16 protein-coding genes are annotated in these 16,049 nt (G+C 47.2%); 14 read left to right on the top strand and 2 right to left on the bottom strand.

Going from position 1 to position 16,049, the window contains the following annotated elements; translation table 11 throughout:
- Positions 1 to 80: 80 nt before the first annotated feature.
- The 4 genes from HRU73_RS04225 to HRU73_RS04240 all read left to right on the top strand — a co-directional run bounded on the left by HRU73_RS04225 (position 81) and on the right by HRU73_RS04240 (position 3,209).
- Complete coding sequence (locus HRU73_RS04225) at positions 81 to 446, top strand: hypothetical protein (RefSeq protein ID WP_287399592.1); 366 nt, start codon at positions 81 to 83, stop codon at positions 444 to 446.
- Between the two features lie 134 nt (positions 447 to 580).
- Positions 581 to 1,273 (top strand): C39 family peptidase, encoded by a 693-nt coding sequence (locus tag HRU73_RS04230; protein ID WP_287399593.1) that lies wholly within the window; start codon positions 581 to 583, stop codon positions 1,271 to 1,273.
- Positions 1,215 to 1,799: a hypothetical protein gene (locus HRU73_RS04235; RefSeq protein ID WP_276679800.1), complete on the top strand. Its 585-nt coding sequence runs from the start codon at positions 1,215 to 1,217 to the stop codon at positions 1,797 to 1,799. The genes HRU73_RS04230 and HRU73_RS04235 overlap by 59 nt, the downstream gene beginning before the upstream one ends.
- A gap of 21 nt (positions 1,800 to 1,820) precedes the next feature.
- Positions 1,821 to 3,209 carry a transporter family protein gene (locus HRU73_RS04240; RefSeq protein WP_287399594.1) on the top strand — a complete coding sequence of 463 codons (1,389 nt, stop codon included), beginning with the start codon at positions 1,821 to 1,823 and terminating at the stop codon, positions 3,207 to 3,209.
- 198 nt (positions 3,210 to 3,407) lie between these two features.
- On the opposite strand, the gene HRU73_RS04245 is transcribed toward HRU73_RS04240, so the two are convergent.
- Positions 3,408 to 3,941 carry a protein tyrosine phosphatase family protein gene (locus HRU73_RS04245; RefSeq protein WP_276678020.1) on the bottom strand — a complete coding sequence of 178 codons (534 nt, stop codon included), beginning with the start codon at positions 3,939 to 3,941 and terminating at the stop codon, positions 3,408 to 3,410.
- Between the two features lie 239 nt (positions 3,942 to 4,180).
- Between HRU73_RS04245 and ribD the strand changes: the two genes are divergently transcribed.
- The 5 genes from ribD (at position 4,181) to HRU73_RS04270 (ending at position 10,395) form a co-directional block, all read left to right on the top strand.
- The gene (ribD, locus tag HRU73_RS04250) at positions 4,181 to 5,245 is read left to right on the top strand and encodes a bifunctional diaminohydroxyphosphoribosylaminopyrimidine deaminase/5-amino-6-(5-phosphoribosylamino)uracil reductase RibD (protein ID WP_287399595.1); all 1,065 of its coding nucleotides are present in this window, start codon (positions 4,181 to 4,183) and stop codon (positions 5,243 to 5,245) included.
- 91 nt (positions 5,246 to 5,336) lie between these two features.
- Positions 5,337 to 6,554 (top strand): TIGR04063 family PEP-CTERM/XrtA system glycosyltransferase, encoded by a 1,218-nt coding sequence (locus HRU73_RS04255; protein WP_287399598.1) that lies wholly within the window; start codon positions 5,337 to 5,339, stop codon positions 6,552 to 6,554.
- A 187-nt stretch (positions 6,555 to 6,741) separates the two neighbouring features.
- Positions 6,742 to 7,656, top strand: coding sequence for a class I SAM-dependent methyltransferase (locus HRU73_RS04260; protein ID WP_281871433.1), 915 nt, complete (start codon positions 6,742 to 6,744; stop codon positions 7,654 to 7,656).
- Between the two features lie 112 nt (positions 7,657 to 7,768).
- Complete coding sequence (locus tag HRU73_RS04265; RefSeq protein WP_287400029.1) at positions 7,769 to 9,037, top strand: glycosyltransferase; 1,269 nt, start codon at positions 7,769 to 7,771, stop codon at positions 9,035 to 9,037.
- Between the two features lie 2 nt (positions 9,038 to 9,039).
- Positions 9,040 to 10,395: a phenylacetate--CoA ligase family protein gene (locus HRU73_RS04270; RefSeq protein ID WP_287399599.1), complete on the top strand. Its 1,356-nt coding sequence runs from the start codon at positions 9,040 to 9,042 to the stop codon at positions 10,393 to 10,395.
- A 1-nt stretch (position 10,396) separates the two neighbouring features.
- On the opposite strand, the gene HRU73_RS04275 is transcribed toward HRU73_RS04270, so the two are convergent.
- Entirely contained in the window at positions 10,397 to 11,017 is a 621-nt protein-coding gene (locus HRU73_RS04275; RefSeq protein ID WP_011111409.1) for an exopolysaccharide biosynthesis protein, read from the bottom strand.
- Positions 11,018 to 11,297: 280 nt separating this feature from the next.
- On the opposite strand from HRU73_RS04275, the gene HRU73_RS04280 reads away from it, so the two are divergent.
- From HRU73_RS04280 to lptG, 5 genes are all read left to right on the top strand, one after another.
- Positions 11,298 to 11,774: a hypothetical protein gene (locus tag HRU73_RS04280; RefSeq protein ID WP_281871430.1), complete on the top strand. Its 477-nt coding sequence runs from the start codon at positions 11,298 to 11,300 to the stop codon at positions 11,772 to 11,774.
- A gap of 87 nt (positions 11,775 to 11,861) precedes the next feature.
- A complete protein-coding gene (locus tag HRU73_RS04285; RefSeq protein WP_287399601.1) occupies positions 11,862 to 13,019 on the top strand; it encodes a GNAT family N-acetyltransferase in 1,158 nt (385 codons plus the stop codon).
- Positions 13,020 to 13,068: 49 nt separating this feature from the next.
- Positions 13,069 to 13,887, top strand: coding sequence for a nucleotidyltransferase family protein (locus HRU73_RS04290; RefSeq protein ID WP_287399602.1), 819 nt, complete (start codon positions 13,069 to 13,071; stop codon positions 13,885 to 13,887).
- A gap of 18 nt (positions 13,888 to 13,905) precedes the next feature.
- Positions 13,906 to 14,982, top strand: coding sequence for an LPS export ABC transporter permease LptF (lptF, locus tag HRU73_RS04295; protein ID WP_287399604.1), 1,077 nt, complete (start codon positions 13,906 to 13,908; stop codon positions 14,980 to 14,982).
- The gene (lptG, locus tag HRU73_RS04300) at positions 14,979 to 16,046 is read left to right on the top strand and encodes an LPS export ABC transporter permease LptG (protein WP_276678008.1); all 1,068 of its coding nucleotides are present in this window, start codon (positions 14,979 to 14,981) and stop codon (positions 16,044 to 16,046) included. The genes lptF and lptG overlap by 4 nt, the downstream gene beginning before the upstream one ends.
- Positions 16,047 to 16,049 lie beyond the last annotated feature (3 nt).

The raw sequence follows: 16,049 nt of genomic DNA on the forward strand, positions 1-16,049 counted from the left end.
CTGGCAGGCAGTAGCAATATTGCTTGCCAGTTTTTTTCTGGAACGGGAAAAGTGGGTGTGAGTGACAAGTGAGGATTAGTATGAAAGCCAACATTAAAAAAGGTCTTGTTGCGCTGGCAATATGGGCGCCAGTCAGTCTGACTTACGCAGCATCCGGAGCAAAATTGATGGTGGAAGACAGATATCTTCTTCAGGGTGAAGTAGCTTCTATGGAAGAGCTGGATAATGCCACAGGTCGTGAGGGAGTAGATGTGACCACCCTGAATAATATGAACGTTCGCGCATTGCTTGGCGGTAATACAGCAACGAGCAATACCAGTGGTTTTAATATGATTGACAACGGTTCTTTTGCTGGATCAGGGGGTATGTTTTCAGTTATTCAGAATTCGGGTAACAATGTCCTTATTCAGGACTCGACCATTATTAATGTAACGATATTACCCTGATTCGGACTGAATATTTTGGTAGAACAGCCGATAGCCATAGCATCACACAAATTATTATTTTGTCAGCCTTTTGAGATTTGTTGCGTAATTTAATAGGTGGTAAGTAATTTTCAGTACTCTAGGACAAGATCAATATGAGATCGCTTCTGGCTACGCTTGCTTTATTGGAGATCCTGATAGTTCCTTGCAGTGAAGTATCAGGGATGGATATGATCGACGTAGTGGGTGGAGCTAACTTTAATATACAAGTAAAAAGTTTTGCAGAACGGCGTTTCAATACTGTTTATCGGCAACAGTATGATTTCAGCTGCGGTTCTGCTGCGTTGGCAAGTCTGCTTACTTTTCATTTTGACGATACTGTTGGTGAACAATCTGTATTTGTTGATATGTTCCAGCATGGGGATCAGGAAAAGATCAGGCGAGAAGGTTTTTCCATGCTGGATATGAAGCGGTATCTTGAACGAAGAGGGTATGGTTCAGATGGTTTCAAAATCAATTTAGATCAGTTGTATTCCACTGGCAGTCCCGCCATCACTATCATTAATCATAATGGCTATATGCACTTTGTCATTATTAAAGGGGTGGATGAGGATAGAGTTCTGGTGGGGGATCCGGCTCAGGGCGTCAAATCCATGGATCGCACTGAATTTGAAAGAATGTGGGGGAATCGCATTGTATTTCTGATTCATAATCATGTGGATCCTGAAGTAAGCTACCGGAAAATACATCAGGAGTGGTCGGGCAGGTTGGCCCCATTGGGAGAAGCAGTTGATCGGACGAGTCTGGGCGTTTTTAATGTACTGCGGCCAGGTCCTTGGGATTTTTGATGGTTTTTATGAGATGGGGCGAAAAATGAAAACAGGACACTTTTATCTGATGGTAAAAAATATCCGATCCTGCCTTGTGCTAATGGTATTGTCCTGTTTTACGGTCCAAACATACGCCGAAGATGTAACTGTCAGATTATCAGTACAAAATATTCATCACCCGGAGTGGGAACGCGCAACGGATGAAGAGCTCGCAGTGTTGAGAGGGGGATTCGTTCTTCCAAACGGTGTACATATTGATATGAGCCTGGAAAAATTTATTCACTTGAATGATGTACTGGTGCATTCATCCTCTCTTCAGCTTCCGGGTGCAGGTGTGGTTTTACAAGCGGGTATGCAGAATATGGTGTCTGATTCTATCACCGTGCCGGAACTCAGTACTTTCGTTCAGAATACATTGGATAGTCAGCATATTGAAGCATTGACAACCATTAATATAGAAGTCAGCAATCTGAAAGGGATTGCAGTGAATGGCGGCAGTCAGCATATTTTTACCGAATTTTTAGCGCCAGCCTTGTTGCGATAGCTATTCTGTACGCCATCAAGCATGAGAAAAAATATATCTGAAAATAATGGTAAACGCCCCGGAAGTGTGAAAAGCAGATTTCTTGTGAGTGCTTTTGCAGTATTTCTTGTTGCTTATTCTCAGACAGGAATATCTTCGGAAGAAGTACTCGAACAATATAAATCTCTTTTTGCGCAGCAGCAAAAGGAGTTCGAAAAACAGCGGCAGATCATCATCGAGCAGGGGAGAGAAATAGAGAAGCTTAAATCCCGCTTGGACTCCCTGATTACTACGCAATCCACCGATCGCAGCCCGGCCAGCAATGTAGCCAGCAAAGATGGACAACGCCCCCCGCAGGTATCCTCATCCGCTACTCCAAAGACGGTAGTTGCCGGACCAGTTGACAAAAAAACCGATCAGGGGCAGGCACGCACAGTACCTGGTAATCTTCCTGTCGGACCAGTAGGACAGGCGCCACCCAAGCAGGATGAGAAACCAAGACCACCTGAAATGCCTCGATTGAGTGATGCAGTAGGAGGAGTGCTGACACGTAAAGGGAAAATTGTAGTTGAGCCTGCGTTGGAATATGCTTTCACGGACAGTAACCGGATATTTCTGGATGCATTCACATTTCTCCCGGCAATTGCTATTGGTTTGATAGATGTTCGTCAAGTGGATCAGCATAGCATGATGGCAAGTATTGGAGCTCGCTACGGTGTGACAGATCGTCTTGAGGTTGAAGCGAGAGTTCCCTATCGCGCGCGTTTTGATGAGCAACGCTCCAGGCCAGTCAGCATTGGAGCCGGGATCGATGAAACATTTAACGCATCCGGAAATGGCTTGGGAGATATTGAATTTGGTGCTCGCTATCAGCTTAATTCAGGAGCGGGGGGATGGCCTATTTTGGTAGGAAATATGCGAGCGACAGTACCGACAGGTAAGGGCCCCTTTGATATTAAATATGCACAAGCTCAAGGTGTCCCGGGAGCCGTATTTCCTACTGAAGTTCCTACAGGATCGGGTTTTTTCAGTTTTGAACCAAGTGTTACTGCGCTCTATGCAACTGATCCAGCTGTATTTTTTGCAAATCTGGCCTATAACTACAATATGGGTACCACGGAGAAGGCGCTTGATGGATCAGGTGATAAATTTAAGGTTGATCCAGGTTATGCAGTGGGTATGACTTTTGGTATGGGATTCGGAATTAACGAGCGCTCTTCGTTCAATATCGGGTATGGTCATCGCCATATTTTTAATACCAAAATAAATAATCGTACATTGAAAGGTAGTCAGCTTGATATAGGGCAATTACTGCTCGGCTATGCTTTTAAATATTCACAGCAGACTACCTTGAATTTCTCCATTGCGATAGGAACAACCGATGATGCACAGGATGTCAGACTCAGCTTTAGAGTACCCATGACGTTTTAATTCCATTTATAAATCAAAACTAAATTTGTCGGCTTCACCTTGCCGTATTATTTATACCATCTGTGGCTCGCCTTCATGTCATTTTTGATTTGGGAATGGAATAATAAGTTGTTTTCCTTCTTTTTCTTTGCCTTGCCTTTGTTTTGTAGTATGACGAGAGTGTTGTAGCGGTTGGTAAAAAGAAGTCCGCCAAGTCGATCATTGACAGCTATCCTTGTTTCCATCGCACCAGATTTTTCTGATTTTTTCTTCCATTCCGGCATTCATACCGGCAGCACGACCTTCTTTGAAAGCGATTTCCGGGGCTATGCCTTCGCTCAGCCGGTAGGCAGTCCACATGGCACCAGCACGGTTACCGGTAGCACAATGGATCAGAACGGGGGGGGCTGCCTGCTCTAAAGCCTGTTTGAAGGCTGTTAGCTGCGACTCATTTACCCCTTCACTGGTGACCGGGATATTGATATAAGTTATGCCGACTGCTTCAACAGCTTTTTTCTCGCTTGGTGTCCCTTCTGATTCACTGCGCAGATCTATTACAGTCTGAAAACTGTGCTTGACGAGCTCCTGAATGCCATCTTTGGTAAGTGCTCCGGAAGTAGCAATATTGGGCGTGACGCGCAAATAACGCATCAGATCGTTAATCTGTGTAGCGTAGGGTACCTGATCTTTTGCAGATACCCAGCCTGATGACGATAAAGCGAGAATGATGATAAAAACTCTCACAAAAAACATTTTGACCTCCGATCATAATTGGAATGTGTAAAAATCGTAGCATGAATGCTCGGGTGGATAAAAGAGCAGATATGAGTTACGGCGAGGAATAACAATTTCTGGCCGATCCCGGCGTTTGATCACTCAAATCAGGGAAAGTCACGTTTGATTGTGTTGGCAAGTATGGTGATTGACAACTGATTTGCCATTTTTTACTAAGGGTTGATGAACGGGTGTTCACCGCTTTGGATTATGAGTATATGTCCCATGCGCTGCGGCTGGCCGAAAGGGGGCTGTTTACCACCAGCCCGAATCCTCGGGTAGGGTGCGTAATCATCAATGGCGGCAAGGTAGTCGGAACAGGGTGGCATGAGCGGGCAGGGGGGGCACATGCAGAAATTCATGCGTTGCAGGAAGCGGGGGATTTAGCCAGGGGCGCTACGGTTTATGTAACGCTCGAGCCATGCAGCCATCACGGCCGTACGCCGCCTTGTGTCAATGCCTTGATCCAAGCAAAAGTATGTAAAGTAGTCATGGCGATGGATGATCCTAATCCGCATGTAAACGGACAAGGAAAAGAGCGGTTGCAGAAAGCTGGTATCGAAATACAAACAGGCTTGCTGGCTGATCAAGCAGAGCGATTGAATATCGGATTTGTTACCCGAATGCGACATGATCGTCCATGGGTGCGGACTAAGATAGCAGCCAGCCTCGATGGCAGAACGGCTCTGAAGAATGGAAAGAGCCAGTGGATTACCAGTGAGCCGGCTCGGCAGGATGGCCATAAATGGCGAGCACGTTCATGTGCGATACTGACAGGGATCAGCTCGGTCAGGAAGGATGACCCTCAACTGACGGTGCGGTATATTACGGTCTCCAGGCAGCCAATGCGCATAGTGGTGGATTCGAACCTGGAAACTCCCTTGCAGGCAAAGTTGCTGCAGAATGCAGATACAACTTGGATCTTCACGGCACAGACCAGCAAAGAAAAAATACACCGACTGGAAGATACCGGCGCTCACATCGTTGTTTTGCCTGATTTGGCCGGAAAGGTTGATCTCAAAGCCATGATGGTGAAGTTGGCCGAATTAGGTATCAATGAGCTGCTGGTTGAAGCAGGCCCGGTACTGAACGGAGCGCTGGTAACAGCTGGGCTGGTGGATGAAATCATTTTTTATTTTGCCCCCAGCCTGTTGGGTAATTCAGCACAAGCGATGCTGGCATTGCCTGAAATCGGGGATTTATCAGAGAAGTATGATTTGCAAATATCCGATATTCGAAAAATCGGGATGGATGTCCGTCTGATAGCAAGGTTTATGAAATGAGGTTAGAAGTGCAGGGAATGATAAAGAGAAAAGGTTTTTTGCCGTTGGCAGAAGACATTGATGGTGCCACTACTGAATCATGAGCTGAATTATGCGAATTCTGCACATTCTGGATCACTCTATTCCGTTACACAGCGGTTATACATTTCGCACGTTGGCGATCCTGAAAGAACAGCGCGACCTGGGGTGGGAAACGTTTCATGTTACCAGCGCCAAACATACCGGCTCGGTTGCGCTGGAAGAAGAAGTCGATGGCTGGCATTTTTACAGGACGCCGGAGCATTCCCGTTTTGCCAGCAGACTGCCGATTCTGAATCAGATCGCTGTGATCAATGGTTTAGCTCGGCGGGTGGCTGATATCGTGCGAATCATCAAACCGGATCTTTTGCATGCCCATTCACCGGCACTCAATGCGATTCCCGCTCTGATCGCTGCGCGTAAAGCTTCTATACCGGTTATTTATGAGGTGCGCGCCTTCTGGGAAGATGCAGCAGTGGACCACGGCACCAGCAGTGAATGGGGTGTACGCTATCGTCTGACACGCGGGTTGGAAAATTTTGCACTTCGGCGTGTAGATGCAATCACTACGATTTGTGAAGGATTGCGAAATGACATGATCGGACGGGGTATTGCACCGGAAAAGATTACGATTATTCCCAACGCGGTCGATATCGAGAAATTTGCTGCAAGCCGTCCGGCGAATGAATCACTCAAGGAGCAGTTTGGATTAAAGAGCAAGCGCATCATCGGGTTTATCGGCTCTTTTTATGCTTACGAGGGGCTGGATATATTGCTACGGGCTTTGCCGATCATGCTGCTGCAGCATCCTGATTTGCGTGTATTGCTGGTCGGTGGCGGGCCACAGGATGGGCAGTTGCGGCAACTTGCCAGCCAGCTTGGTATCGGGGATAAAGTCATTTTCACCGGCCGTGTCCCACACGATAAAGTGCAGGATTACTATGATTTGATTGACGTTCTGGTTTATCCGCGCCTTTCCATGCGACTTACTGATCTCGTCACTCCTTTGAAGCCGCTGGAGGCTATGGCACAGGGCAGAGTGCTGGCTGCTTCGGATGTGGGAGGACATCAGGAACTGATTCGTGACAACCATAACGGTATTTTGTTCAAATCCGGTGATCCGAATTCACTGGCGCAAAAAGTTGGAGCTTTGCTGAATACACCTCAACAATGGGATGGATTACGTAGAGCGGGAAGAGAATTTGTTGAAACTGAACGGAATTGGAAAAAAAGTGTAGCAAAATACCAGGAAATTTATAGAAATACTCTTAAATTTGATAACACATATTAGAACACCATATACTCAAGCAGAGTCGATATAAGATATTCAAGTCTGGATATAAAAATACTTCCTCAATTCTGATATGTGCAGGTTTAAATGCATAGTGCTCTGGTTCTATTTTTAAGAATCTTATAATTTGATGTGAGAATTATTCCAATTTTATAAATAAAAACTTATAAGATAACTAGCAGGGTTTATGTACGGTAAAGATTTTAAGCGCGACGCAATTCGAATTATCAAAGCTATTATAACGAATCAACTTGCACGCTGGGTTCCCCGTTTTTATATCATGTTTACTAAACAAACTGGTCGGGGTGCTGGTGAAGATTCGTCACGTGAGGTGGCGAATTATTTCCAAAATTGTTTCACAGATTATTTTAATATTTTAGGCGTATGTCCTGACAGAATTGCGGCATATCTCTCTGGTAAGCATGTATTTGAATATGGGCCTGGAGATATCCCCGGGGTAGCCCTGTTAATGATCGCTCACGGTGCTGAATATGTCACTTGTGTTGATCGTTTTCCACTGCTTTCTCTTTCGCCAAAAAATATTGAAATTATTAATCTACTTATGTCTGACATGAGTGGAGAAATGTTACAGAGAGCGGAAGATTGTTTTTTAGAAAAAGGGAATCCATCCTCTGGTTTCTCATCACGTATTCGTTATCTGGTGCGCCCTAGCGGCCTTTCTGGTTTATATGAGGAAGCTGATTTGGTAATTTCGCGTGCCGTGCTGGAGCATGTAAATAATCTGCCAGCCAGTTTTGCTGATATGTATAAGGTATTGCGTAAGGGCGGTTTGGCAATACATGAGATAGATTTAAAAAGCCATGGTCTGCATTATGCAAATCCATTGGATTTTCTTACCTGGCCATCCAATCTCTGGTCGTGGATGTATTCACATAAGGGGGTTCCTAATCGATTACGTGTTAACCATTATCGAGAGGCTTTGGCTACCACGAGCTTTACAACAATCTTGATGCAATCGACTTTGCTCGCTGAGGAACAAGATATTGAATCGGTAAGGCCATATCTTGCTGAGCCGTTTCAAAGTATTTCTGATGAAGATTTATCGTGGCTTGGCTTCTGGATTGTACTTAGTAAAGCCTAATACATAATCCTCTGGTTTTATGATTACAAATGTTTTCCTTTTTAATATGCTTTATTGAATTTCGTTGACATGGCTGGCTTATTATGAGCTGGGAAACAAGAATTTTAATAATATGAAATGGGTTCCAGGAAAAGCTGAAAATCAGGGTAGAGGCAATAATAGCAATCTTGGAATTATTGTATTTTCTTCACTTTTTCCGCACTCGGGTCAGCCTAATGCTGGTTTGTTCATTCGTGAACGTATGTTTCGGGTGGGAAAACATCTTCCACTCGTGGTGGTGGCACCCGTACCCTGGTTTCCATTTCAGAAAATTCTTCGCAGATGGCGCCCTCATTTCAGACCGGATGCTCCTTATATGGAGCTTCAGGAAAATATTGAGGTTCTCCATCCACGTTTTTTTTCCATTCCGGGATTTTTTAAGTTTCTGGATGGTTTTTTCATGGCATTAGGCAGCTTGCCTGTTTTGTGGCAGCTCAAGCGACGTTTCGATTTTAAGATTATTGATGCGCATTTTGCCTATCCGGACGGTTACGCTGCGAGCCTTCTGGGGAGATGGTTCCGGGTTCCTGTCACGATTACCTTGCGAGGCACGGAGGTACGGCTTTCCCACAGATTTTTATATCGAGATCTTATGCGTTCAGCCATGATACGTGCTGCGAAGATTTTTTCAGTATCGGATTCTTTGAAACAGGTAGCAGTGGCAATCGGAATCCAGGAAAGCAAAATACTCGTGGTGGGTAATGGTGTGGATCTTGATAAGTTTTGTTGTATTGATCGGTCTGAAGCGCGTAAGAGCCTGGAAATACCGGAAGATATACCGATATTGATATCGGTGGGTGGGCTTTGTGAGCGCAAGGGGTTTCATCGTGTCATCGCGTGTCTGCCTGACTTGATAAGTACTTACCCTGGTATTCAATTTTTGATAATCGGTGGTGCAAGTGCCGAGGGTGACTGGACTGAGCGTTTGCAACAGCAGGTTTCTGAATCGGGGTTTGAGAAAAATGTTCGTTTTCTGGGTGTCATGCCACCAGATCAGTTGAAGATTCCGCTTTCTGCTGCTGATTTATTTGTGCTTGCTACAAGAAATGAGGGATGGGCTAATGTATTTCTCGAAGCAATGGCATGTGGTTTGCCGGTGGTGACTACTGACGTAGGCGGAAATGCTGAAGTAGTCTGTCGTTCGGAACTGGGTAAACTGGTTCCTTTTAATGATCAGCAGGCACTTTGCCAGGCAATTGCCAATGCACTGGAAGTAAATTGGGATCGAGAAAAAATAATCATGTACGCTCACGCAAACTCGTGGGATCAGAGAGTAGCTGTCCTTGTAGAAGAATTTGTGAAGATCACCTGCCAATCTGAGTTGGCGGAACAATATCGTTAACCATGGCTGGTATTTATACACATCTGATATCCGGATTCCTGTTCCCGCTTCATGAACACCTCAAGCGGCACGCCAGTGTCAATGTGCGTAAGTCCATGGAGCAGACTCAATGGTTTTCTCCTGAAAAGATCGTGCAGTTACAGACTGAAAAACTGCGTCAGTTGCTCATTCATATAAACACACATGTTCCCTATTACCGCACGCTGTTTGCTGAGTTGGGTTTTCAACCGGAGGAAGCTGGTTCACTGGCTGATTTGCAATACCTGCCTTTTCTCGATAAATCAATCATTCGTACACATCTGGAGGAACTCAAATCTGATCAGGCGCGAGGGCTCGCTCGTTTCAATACGGGAGGATCCAGTGGCGAACCGCTGGTTTTTTTTATCGGCAAGGAACGTGTCAGCCACGATATTGCCGCGAAGTGGCGGGCTACACGCTGGTGGGGCGTGGATATAGGTGATCCCGAAATCGTTGTCTGGGGTTCTCCGATCGAATTGGGTGCGCAGGATACGTTGCGTTCATGGCGGGATCATTTGTTTCGCAGCAGATTATTGCCCGCATTTGAAATGTCCGACCAGAAGCTCGATGATTTTCTTGATACGATCCGCAGGTTTCATCCCAAAATGCTGTTCGGTTATCCCTCGGCTTTGTCGCATATAGCGAAATATGCTGATAAATCAGGCATTAAGATGTCCAATTTGGGAATTCAGGTGGCTTTCGTCACTTCGGAACGGCTGTATGATGATCAGCGCAGACAAATCAGTGACACTTTCGGCTGTCCGGTTGCAAATGGTTATGGGGGGCGTGATGCCGGGTTCATTGCTCATGAATGTCCTGCAGGCGGAATGCATATCACCGCTGAGGATATCATCGTTGAAATTGTCGATCCTAACGACCATCTCCTTCCATACAGAGAATCAGGCGAAATTGTGGTGACTCATCTGGCAAGCAGAGATTTCCCTTTCATTCGTTATCGTACCGGGGATATTGGTATTCTGGATGACAGAACATGTGATTGCGGGCGGGGATTACCGCTGCTTCGGGAGATACAGGGCCGCAGCACCGATTTTGTCGTTGCGCAGAATGGTACGGTCATGCACGGGCTGGCACTGATTTATATTTTGCGAGACATGCCGGAAGTAAAAGTTTTCAAAATCATCCAGGAGAGCCTGGATTTCACCCGAGTTCAGGTCGTTGCAGAGACCGGCTTGCATCCGTCGCAGATCAGCCGGATCACCGAATCGTTTCAAACCAGACTGGGTCGGGATGTAAAGATCAAGGTGGAACAGGTATCTGAAATTCCGGCTGAGAAATCAGGCAAGTTTCGTTATGTGGTCAGTAAAGTGGCCGGGGTTTGAATTAATCAGTCGATTGCACAAAAGGTATAGGTACTCCCATCCATAACAGTGCAACTACTATCAGCGCGATTCCCACACCGGTAGTTCCCACGATCATCCCAGCAATGATGGTCAGACCATCCTTGCTGAGTAACCCCAATGACATGATGAGGATTCCCAGGCCGGGAAGAAAATTGATCAGGGGGACCGGCAGCGCAATGGAAATCGAGAAAATGAATGAAAAGAGGCCGATGATACGTTCCCAGGCATGTACACTGATGTAAGTCAGCCGCGGATGCATGTGGCTTTCAATTTTTCGCAACCATGGTGCTGCCTTGGTGATTAATTTGTCCAGTGTTCCCCTTTTTATGGTTTTTTTTGTCAACCATTCTGGAATCCACGGCGCTTTCATGCCACATATCATTTGGATCGAGAAGATAAACAGCGGAATGGCAAAAACAGTAGTATACCCAGGTGGTGCGGGAACAGGCAGACAGATCGGTAAAGTAGCAATGGCGAGCAGCACGGCAAAGCCACGCTCGTGCAATGAGTTTTTGATTTCGTCCACACTGATCACTGCATTGGTGTTTTGTACGACGATCAGTTGCAATAGTTCGGATGTATTTTTTTCCTTGTTCTCCACTACCCTCTCCTTGGTTGTGTCGATATAAGATTCAGGGTGCTCAGATTGCCGCGATGACTTATTTTGCCGGGTTTTTACAGTCTGAGCAGCACGGCACCCGGCAATTTACCATGTCTTTGACTGTTCTTACGAATCTGTTTCCTGTGAATGGATGAATATGAGGCATCAAGTCGTAAAGCATTGCGGCAGTTAGCGAGCTGTGGCAATATCGATCGATTGTGACGGCAAATACCGGTTATTTTGAATGTTGTCTCTTAGATAGAGGAAAGTAGAGGAGATTTTGGATAAATTTATCGAACAGGTATCGCTTTACATCCAGGAAGCCCCGGTCTGGCCATTTACATTGCTGGGTTTTATTCTGGTAGTGGGTGTGGCGGTGGATATCATCAATCGCCGGCGCCGTACCGCAGCGGTGGAATATTTTGATTTGGCTTTTCAGGAAGAACTGACTGGCTTGTATCCTGCCGCCACCCGCTGGCCGGATGATCTGGCAGCTTATATGCAACCGCGTTTACCCATTCTGCGTGATGCTTTTGAAGTGCTGAGGAATTTCATTCCGCAGAATCAGTTGCGCGAATATAACGCTGCATGGAACAGGTTTTACCAGTTCTCGCGCACAGGTGGAAACGAGCAGCCAGTCTCCCTGGAAGATGCTGCACAGGAGCTCGCGGTTAACCAGTCTGATCTACAGCAGCAACAGGCTTTTCAGCAGATGATTTCAGATTTGCTGGCTTTTGCCACGCAATTCAAAAAATAACCGGATTGCGGTAACAACCGTGAGATCCAACATCCCAGTCATCGGGCGGATTGTCTCGGCCATTCCATTTCTGCCAGGCCAGGGTTGATGAAAATATCTCCGAGTCGTCAAGTGAAAGGGGAAATAGAAATTATCCCGGTTTCAGGCTTTCGTGGAATTGGAAAATTCATTGATGTTCCCTGGCGACTCTATGCGGATGACCCTTTGTGGGTACCGCCTCTCCGGCTGGAGCGACGATTGCATCTCTCCAGGTTCAATCCCTATTTCAGGCATGCACAATGGCAAGGATGGATTGCCTGTCGTGATAATCAGCCGGTTGGCAGAATCAGTGCACAGATAGATGAACTGTACCAGCAACGCTACGGGACGGATACCGGGCATTTCGGGATGCTGGAATCCATTCGGGATGAAGCAGTTTTCAGTCGGCTGATACAAGTAGCCGAAAGCTGGTTGGTTGAACGGGGAGTACGTCAGATCAGCGGGCCGTTCAGTTTTTCTATCAATCAGGAATGCGGCTTACTGGTTCAGGGGTTTGATACCCCTCCCGTTTTCATGATGCCTTATTCACCGGAGTGGTATACCAGCCTGCTGGAACAAAACGGCTATCAGCCTTGCAAGGATTTACTGGCCTACTGGCTGGTAACGGATTTTGACCCGCCTCCTGCCATGCAGGCGATCGATCGCAAGTATCGGCATCAGATCCGAATCAGGCCACTGCAACGCAATCGATTCAATGAAGAAATAGAAACCATGCGAGACATATTCAATGATGCCTGGTCTGATAACTGGGGATTCGTTCCCTTTACGCAGGAAGAATTTGCCGAGCTGGGCAGTTCTTTGCGCTGGCTGGTCCCGGATGAATTTATCCAGATAGCGGAAATAGACGGGAGGCCCGTCGCCTTCATGGCGGTACTGCCGAATCTGAATGAGGTACTCCCGGCACTGAATGGAAAACTTCTTCCTCTTGGCTGGCTTCACCTGATCAGTAAACTGAAATCCGCTTCAATTACTACCGGTCGGGTTCCTCTGATGGGTGTCCGCAAGCAATTTCACCATACTCTTGTCGGAATAGCGCTGGCGTTCAAAGTCATCGATGCTCCCAGAAAAATGGTTAAATCCCGTGGTATCGGGCATGTCGAATTATCCTGGATACTTGAAGACAATCAATCCATGCGTGCGATTCTGGAGAAAATTGGCGGCAGGGAGTACAAGCGCTATCGTATTTACGATAAGACGCTGGCGTGATCAGGGTGTAGTCGATCATCAGAAAAATTCAAACACTGTTCCGTCCGTAATGAGCAATAACGATCAGTTTGCCGCCCTGGTACTGGCAGCCGACCGGGGCAGCCAGGATTCCGTGGCACGGTATGCAGGAACGGTATGCAAGGCTTATGCTCCTGTTTGTGGTAAACCTATGGTCATTCGTGTGCTCGATGCTCTGAATGATTGCCATAAAATAAAATCGGCCCTTTTATGCGGCCCGTCGGAATCACTACTTTCAGCTTGCGAGGAACTCGAACAGCGTATCGATACCAGGCAGGTGGACTGGGTGGAAAATCTGGATTCACCAGCTCGCAGCGCTGCTCACGGGCTTTCACGTATCGACTCGCAACAACCGGTTTTATTGACTACAGCGGATCATGCACTGCTTACCTCGGAAATCGTGGAATATTTTTTGCAGGTTTCCAGTAATCTGGAGTGTGACGCGGTTGTCGGGGTCATCAGATATGAAACCCTGCAAGCCCGGTATGGTGATACCCGGCGTACGGTGATACGGTTGCAGGATGGGAATTTTTGTGGCTGTAATCTATTCGCATTCAATAATGCACGCGGGCGTACGCTGGTGGATTTCTGGCAGCAGGCGGAAGCATTGCGCAAGCGTCCGTGGAAGCTGATCAGCCGGGTACTGGGCTGGCAGGCTGTGTGGTCATACCTGCTCGGACGTTTGACGCTCGACCAGGCATTGCAGAAAATTTCCGGGAAAACGGGCGTTCGGGTGTGCCCGGTAATTTTGCCCTTTCCTGATGCCGGCATCGATGTCGATAAAGTAGAAGATCTGCAACTGGTGGAATCCATCCTGATCCGGTCCGGTTCAACACGCCCCTTGATGTAAGACGGTCAGCTGATTTTCATGAAAATCATTGAAAGGTATATCACACGGGAACTGCTGTTTCCTTTCATCGTGGTGACGGTCATTCTGATCGGGCTTTTCGTCAGTTTCAGTGTTGCACGGTTTTTGACCAGTGCCGTGACTGAAACGCTTGGTACTGCCGCCATGTTCAAGCTGGTCGGATTGAAAACCATCATTGCGCTGGAAGTGCTGGTTCCCATTGCGTTCTATGTGGCGGTCATCTATGGTTTGAGCCGGATGAACCGGGATCAGGAAATCAATGTACTGCGCACCGCCGGATACGGGGATAACCGGATCATCCGTACCGTTTTCGTGATTGCTCTGCCGATTGCCATTCTCAGCGGGATTCTTTCCGTTTATGCCCGTCCGTGGGCTTATGCGGAAAGCTATATCATGGATGCGCAGGCTGAAGCTGAATTGAATACCAACCGGTTCCAGCCTGGAAGGTTTTATGGCAGTGAAAAAAGCGGTCGAGTGATTTTTATCCGGGGTAAAGATGATCTGGAAAAACGTATGGAAGGCGTTTTCCACTACATCAGAACGACTGAAGATAGAGAAATCATTATTTCCAGGGAAGGTTACCAGCAGTCGATGACTGCAGAACAGTGGCCGCATATCGAACTGCGGGAAGGCCAGATCTATCGTCTCAGCTTTGATACTGTCAAAGACAGCGCCATTCGTTTTGAGAAGATGATCTATTTCAATGAAAACGATCAGGCTCAGAACTATCGGCGCAAGGCGGCATCCACTCGTTCCTTATGGGATTCTGAAGAACCGCGTGAAATTGCAGAGTTGCAGTGGCGGCTTTCACGGCCTGTCGCAACTGTTCTGCTTGCGCTGATCGCCGTTTCTTTTACCCGCACCGCACCACGCAAAGATAAAACAGACAGAACCTTTTTTGTCGCTGCACTGGTCTTTGCTGTTTATTACAATCTCAGCGGATTAGCCAAGACTTGGGTGGAGCAGGGCGTGGTAGCCGCCATGCCCGGAGTCTGGTGGGTATATGGATTGCTTATCATAATCGTTATGCTGCGCCTTCCCGAGCTCAGATCTTTATTGCCTGCAGGAAAACAGTGAAGATCTGTCATCGTTATATCGCCTGGCAGGTTTTGACGGGAATGGTTATCGCTACTGCCATCCTGTTACCTCTGTTCAGTTTTTTTGATTTGCTGGATCAGCTCGATGACGTAGGGAAGGGGACATATACCACCTGGGATGCTTTTCTGTATACCGTCATGCTGATGCCCCGCAGATTCATCCAGATTGCACCGTTCATCGCACTGCTGGGGACGGTGGGTGCGCTGGGTGCGCTGGCAGTCAATCTGGAATTGGTGGCGATGCGGGTGGCAGGGCTCTCTCCCTTGATGATCGGCCTTGCTCCGGTTGGAATTGGAGGATTACTCATTGCCTCGACGATAGCACTGGAGTATTTTGTGGCTCCTCAGTTTCAGCAGCAGGCAACGATATTGCGGGCAGTTGCACTGGAACAGGGGGCTGAACTGGGTAAGGGGCTCGGTATCTGGACACGAAACGAGCGGAATATATTGCGTATTGGTGAGATGTTGCATAAAGGGCGTGCTACGGATATCGAAGTCATCCATTTTGATGGAGAGGGATCCATGACCGCTCATGTCCACGCATGGTATGCAGATATCTTTGATGAGAGTTTATGGAAGCTGCATGACGTCACAATACGTACATTCTCCCCGGATCGCATCACTTCCAGGAAGGCACACATCCTTCAGTGGCATTCGTTTCTGGGCCCGGACGATATTGCAACACTGACCAAGTCGCCGGAAAGTCTGACGCCAATAGAGCTGGTGAAACATGCCGAATTTTTGAGGGCGACCGGCCAGAAAGCGGATGCCTACGTTATGGCGTTGTGGCGCAAGGTTGGCGGGGCGATCATGACAATTGCGATGATCCTGGTCGCCATTCCCTTTATCTTCGGCTCTGTACGTGAAGGATTGGGGGGTAAACTGATTCTGGCTGCGCTCATGGGGATCAGTATTTACCTGTTTGATCAGATCATTGCCAATATCGGACTGGTATTCCAATTGAACCCGATTGTCGTTTCGGTTGCACCCGGAATGGTTCTGATTGCTGTCGCAGCACATTGGCTGTTACGGCGCACTTTTTGAGAT

The sequence above is a fragment of the Nitrosomonas sp. H1_AOB3 genome, assembly GCF_015709435.1.
Lineage (GTDB): Bacteria > Pseudomonadota > Gammaproteobacteria > Burkholderiales > Nitrosomonadaceae > Nitrosomonas > Nitrosomonas europaea.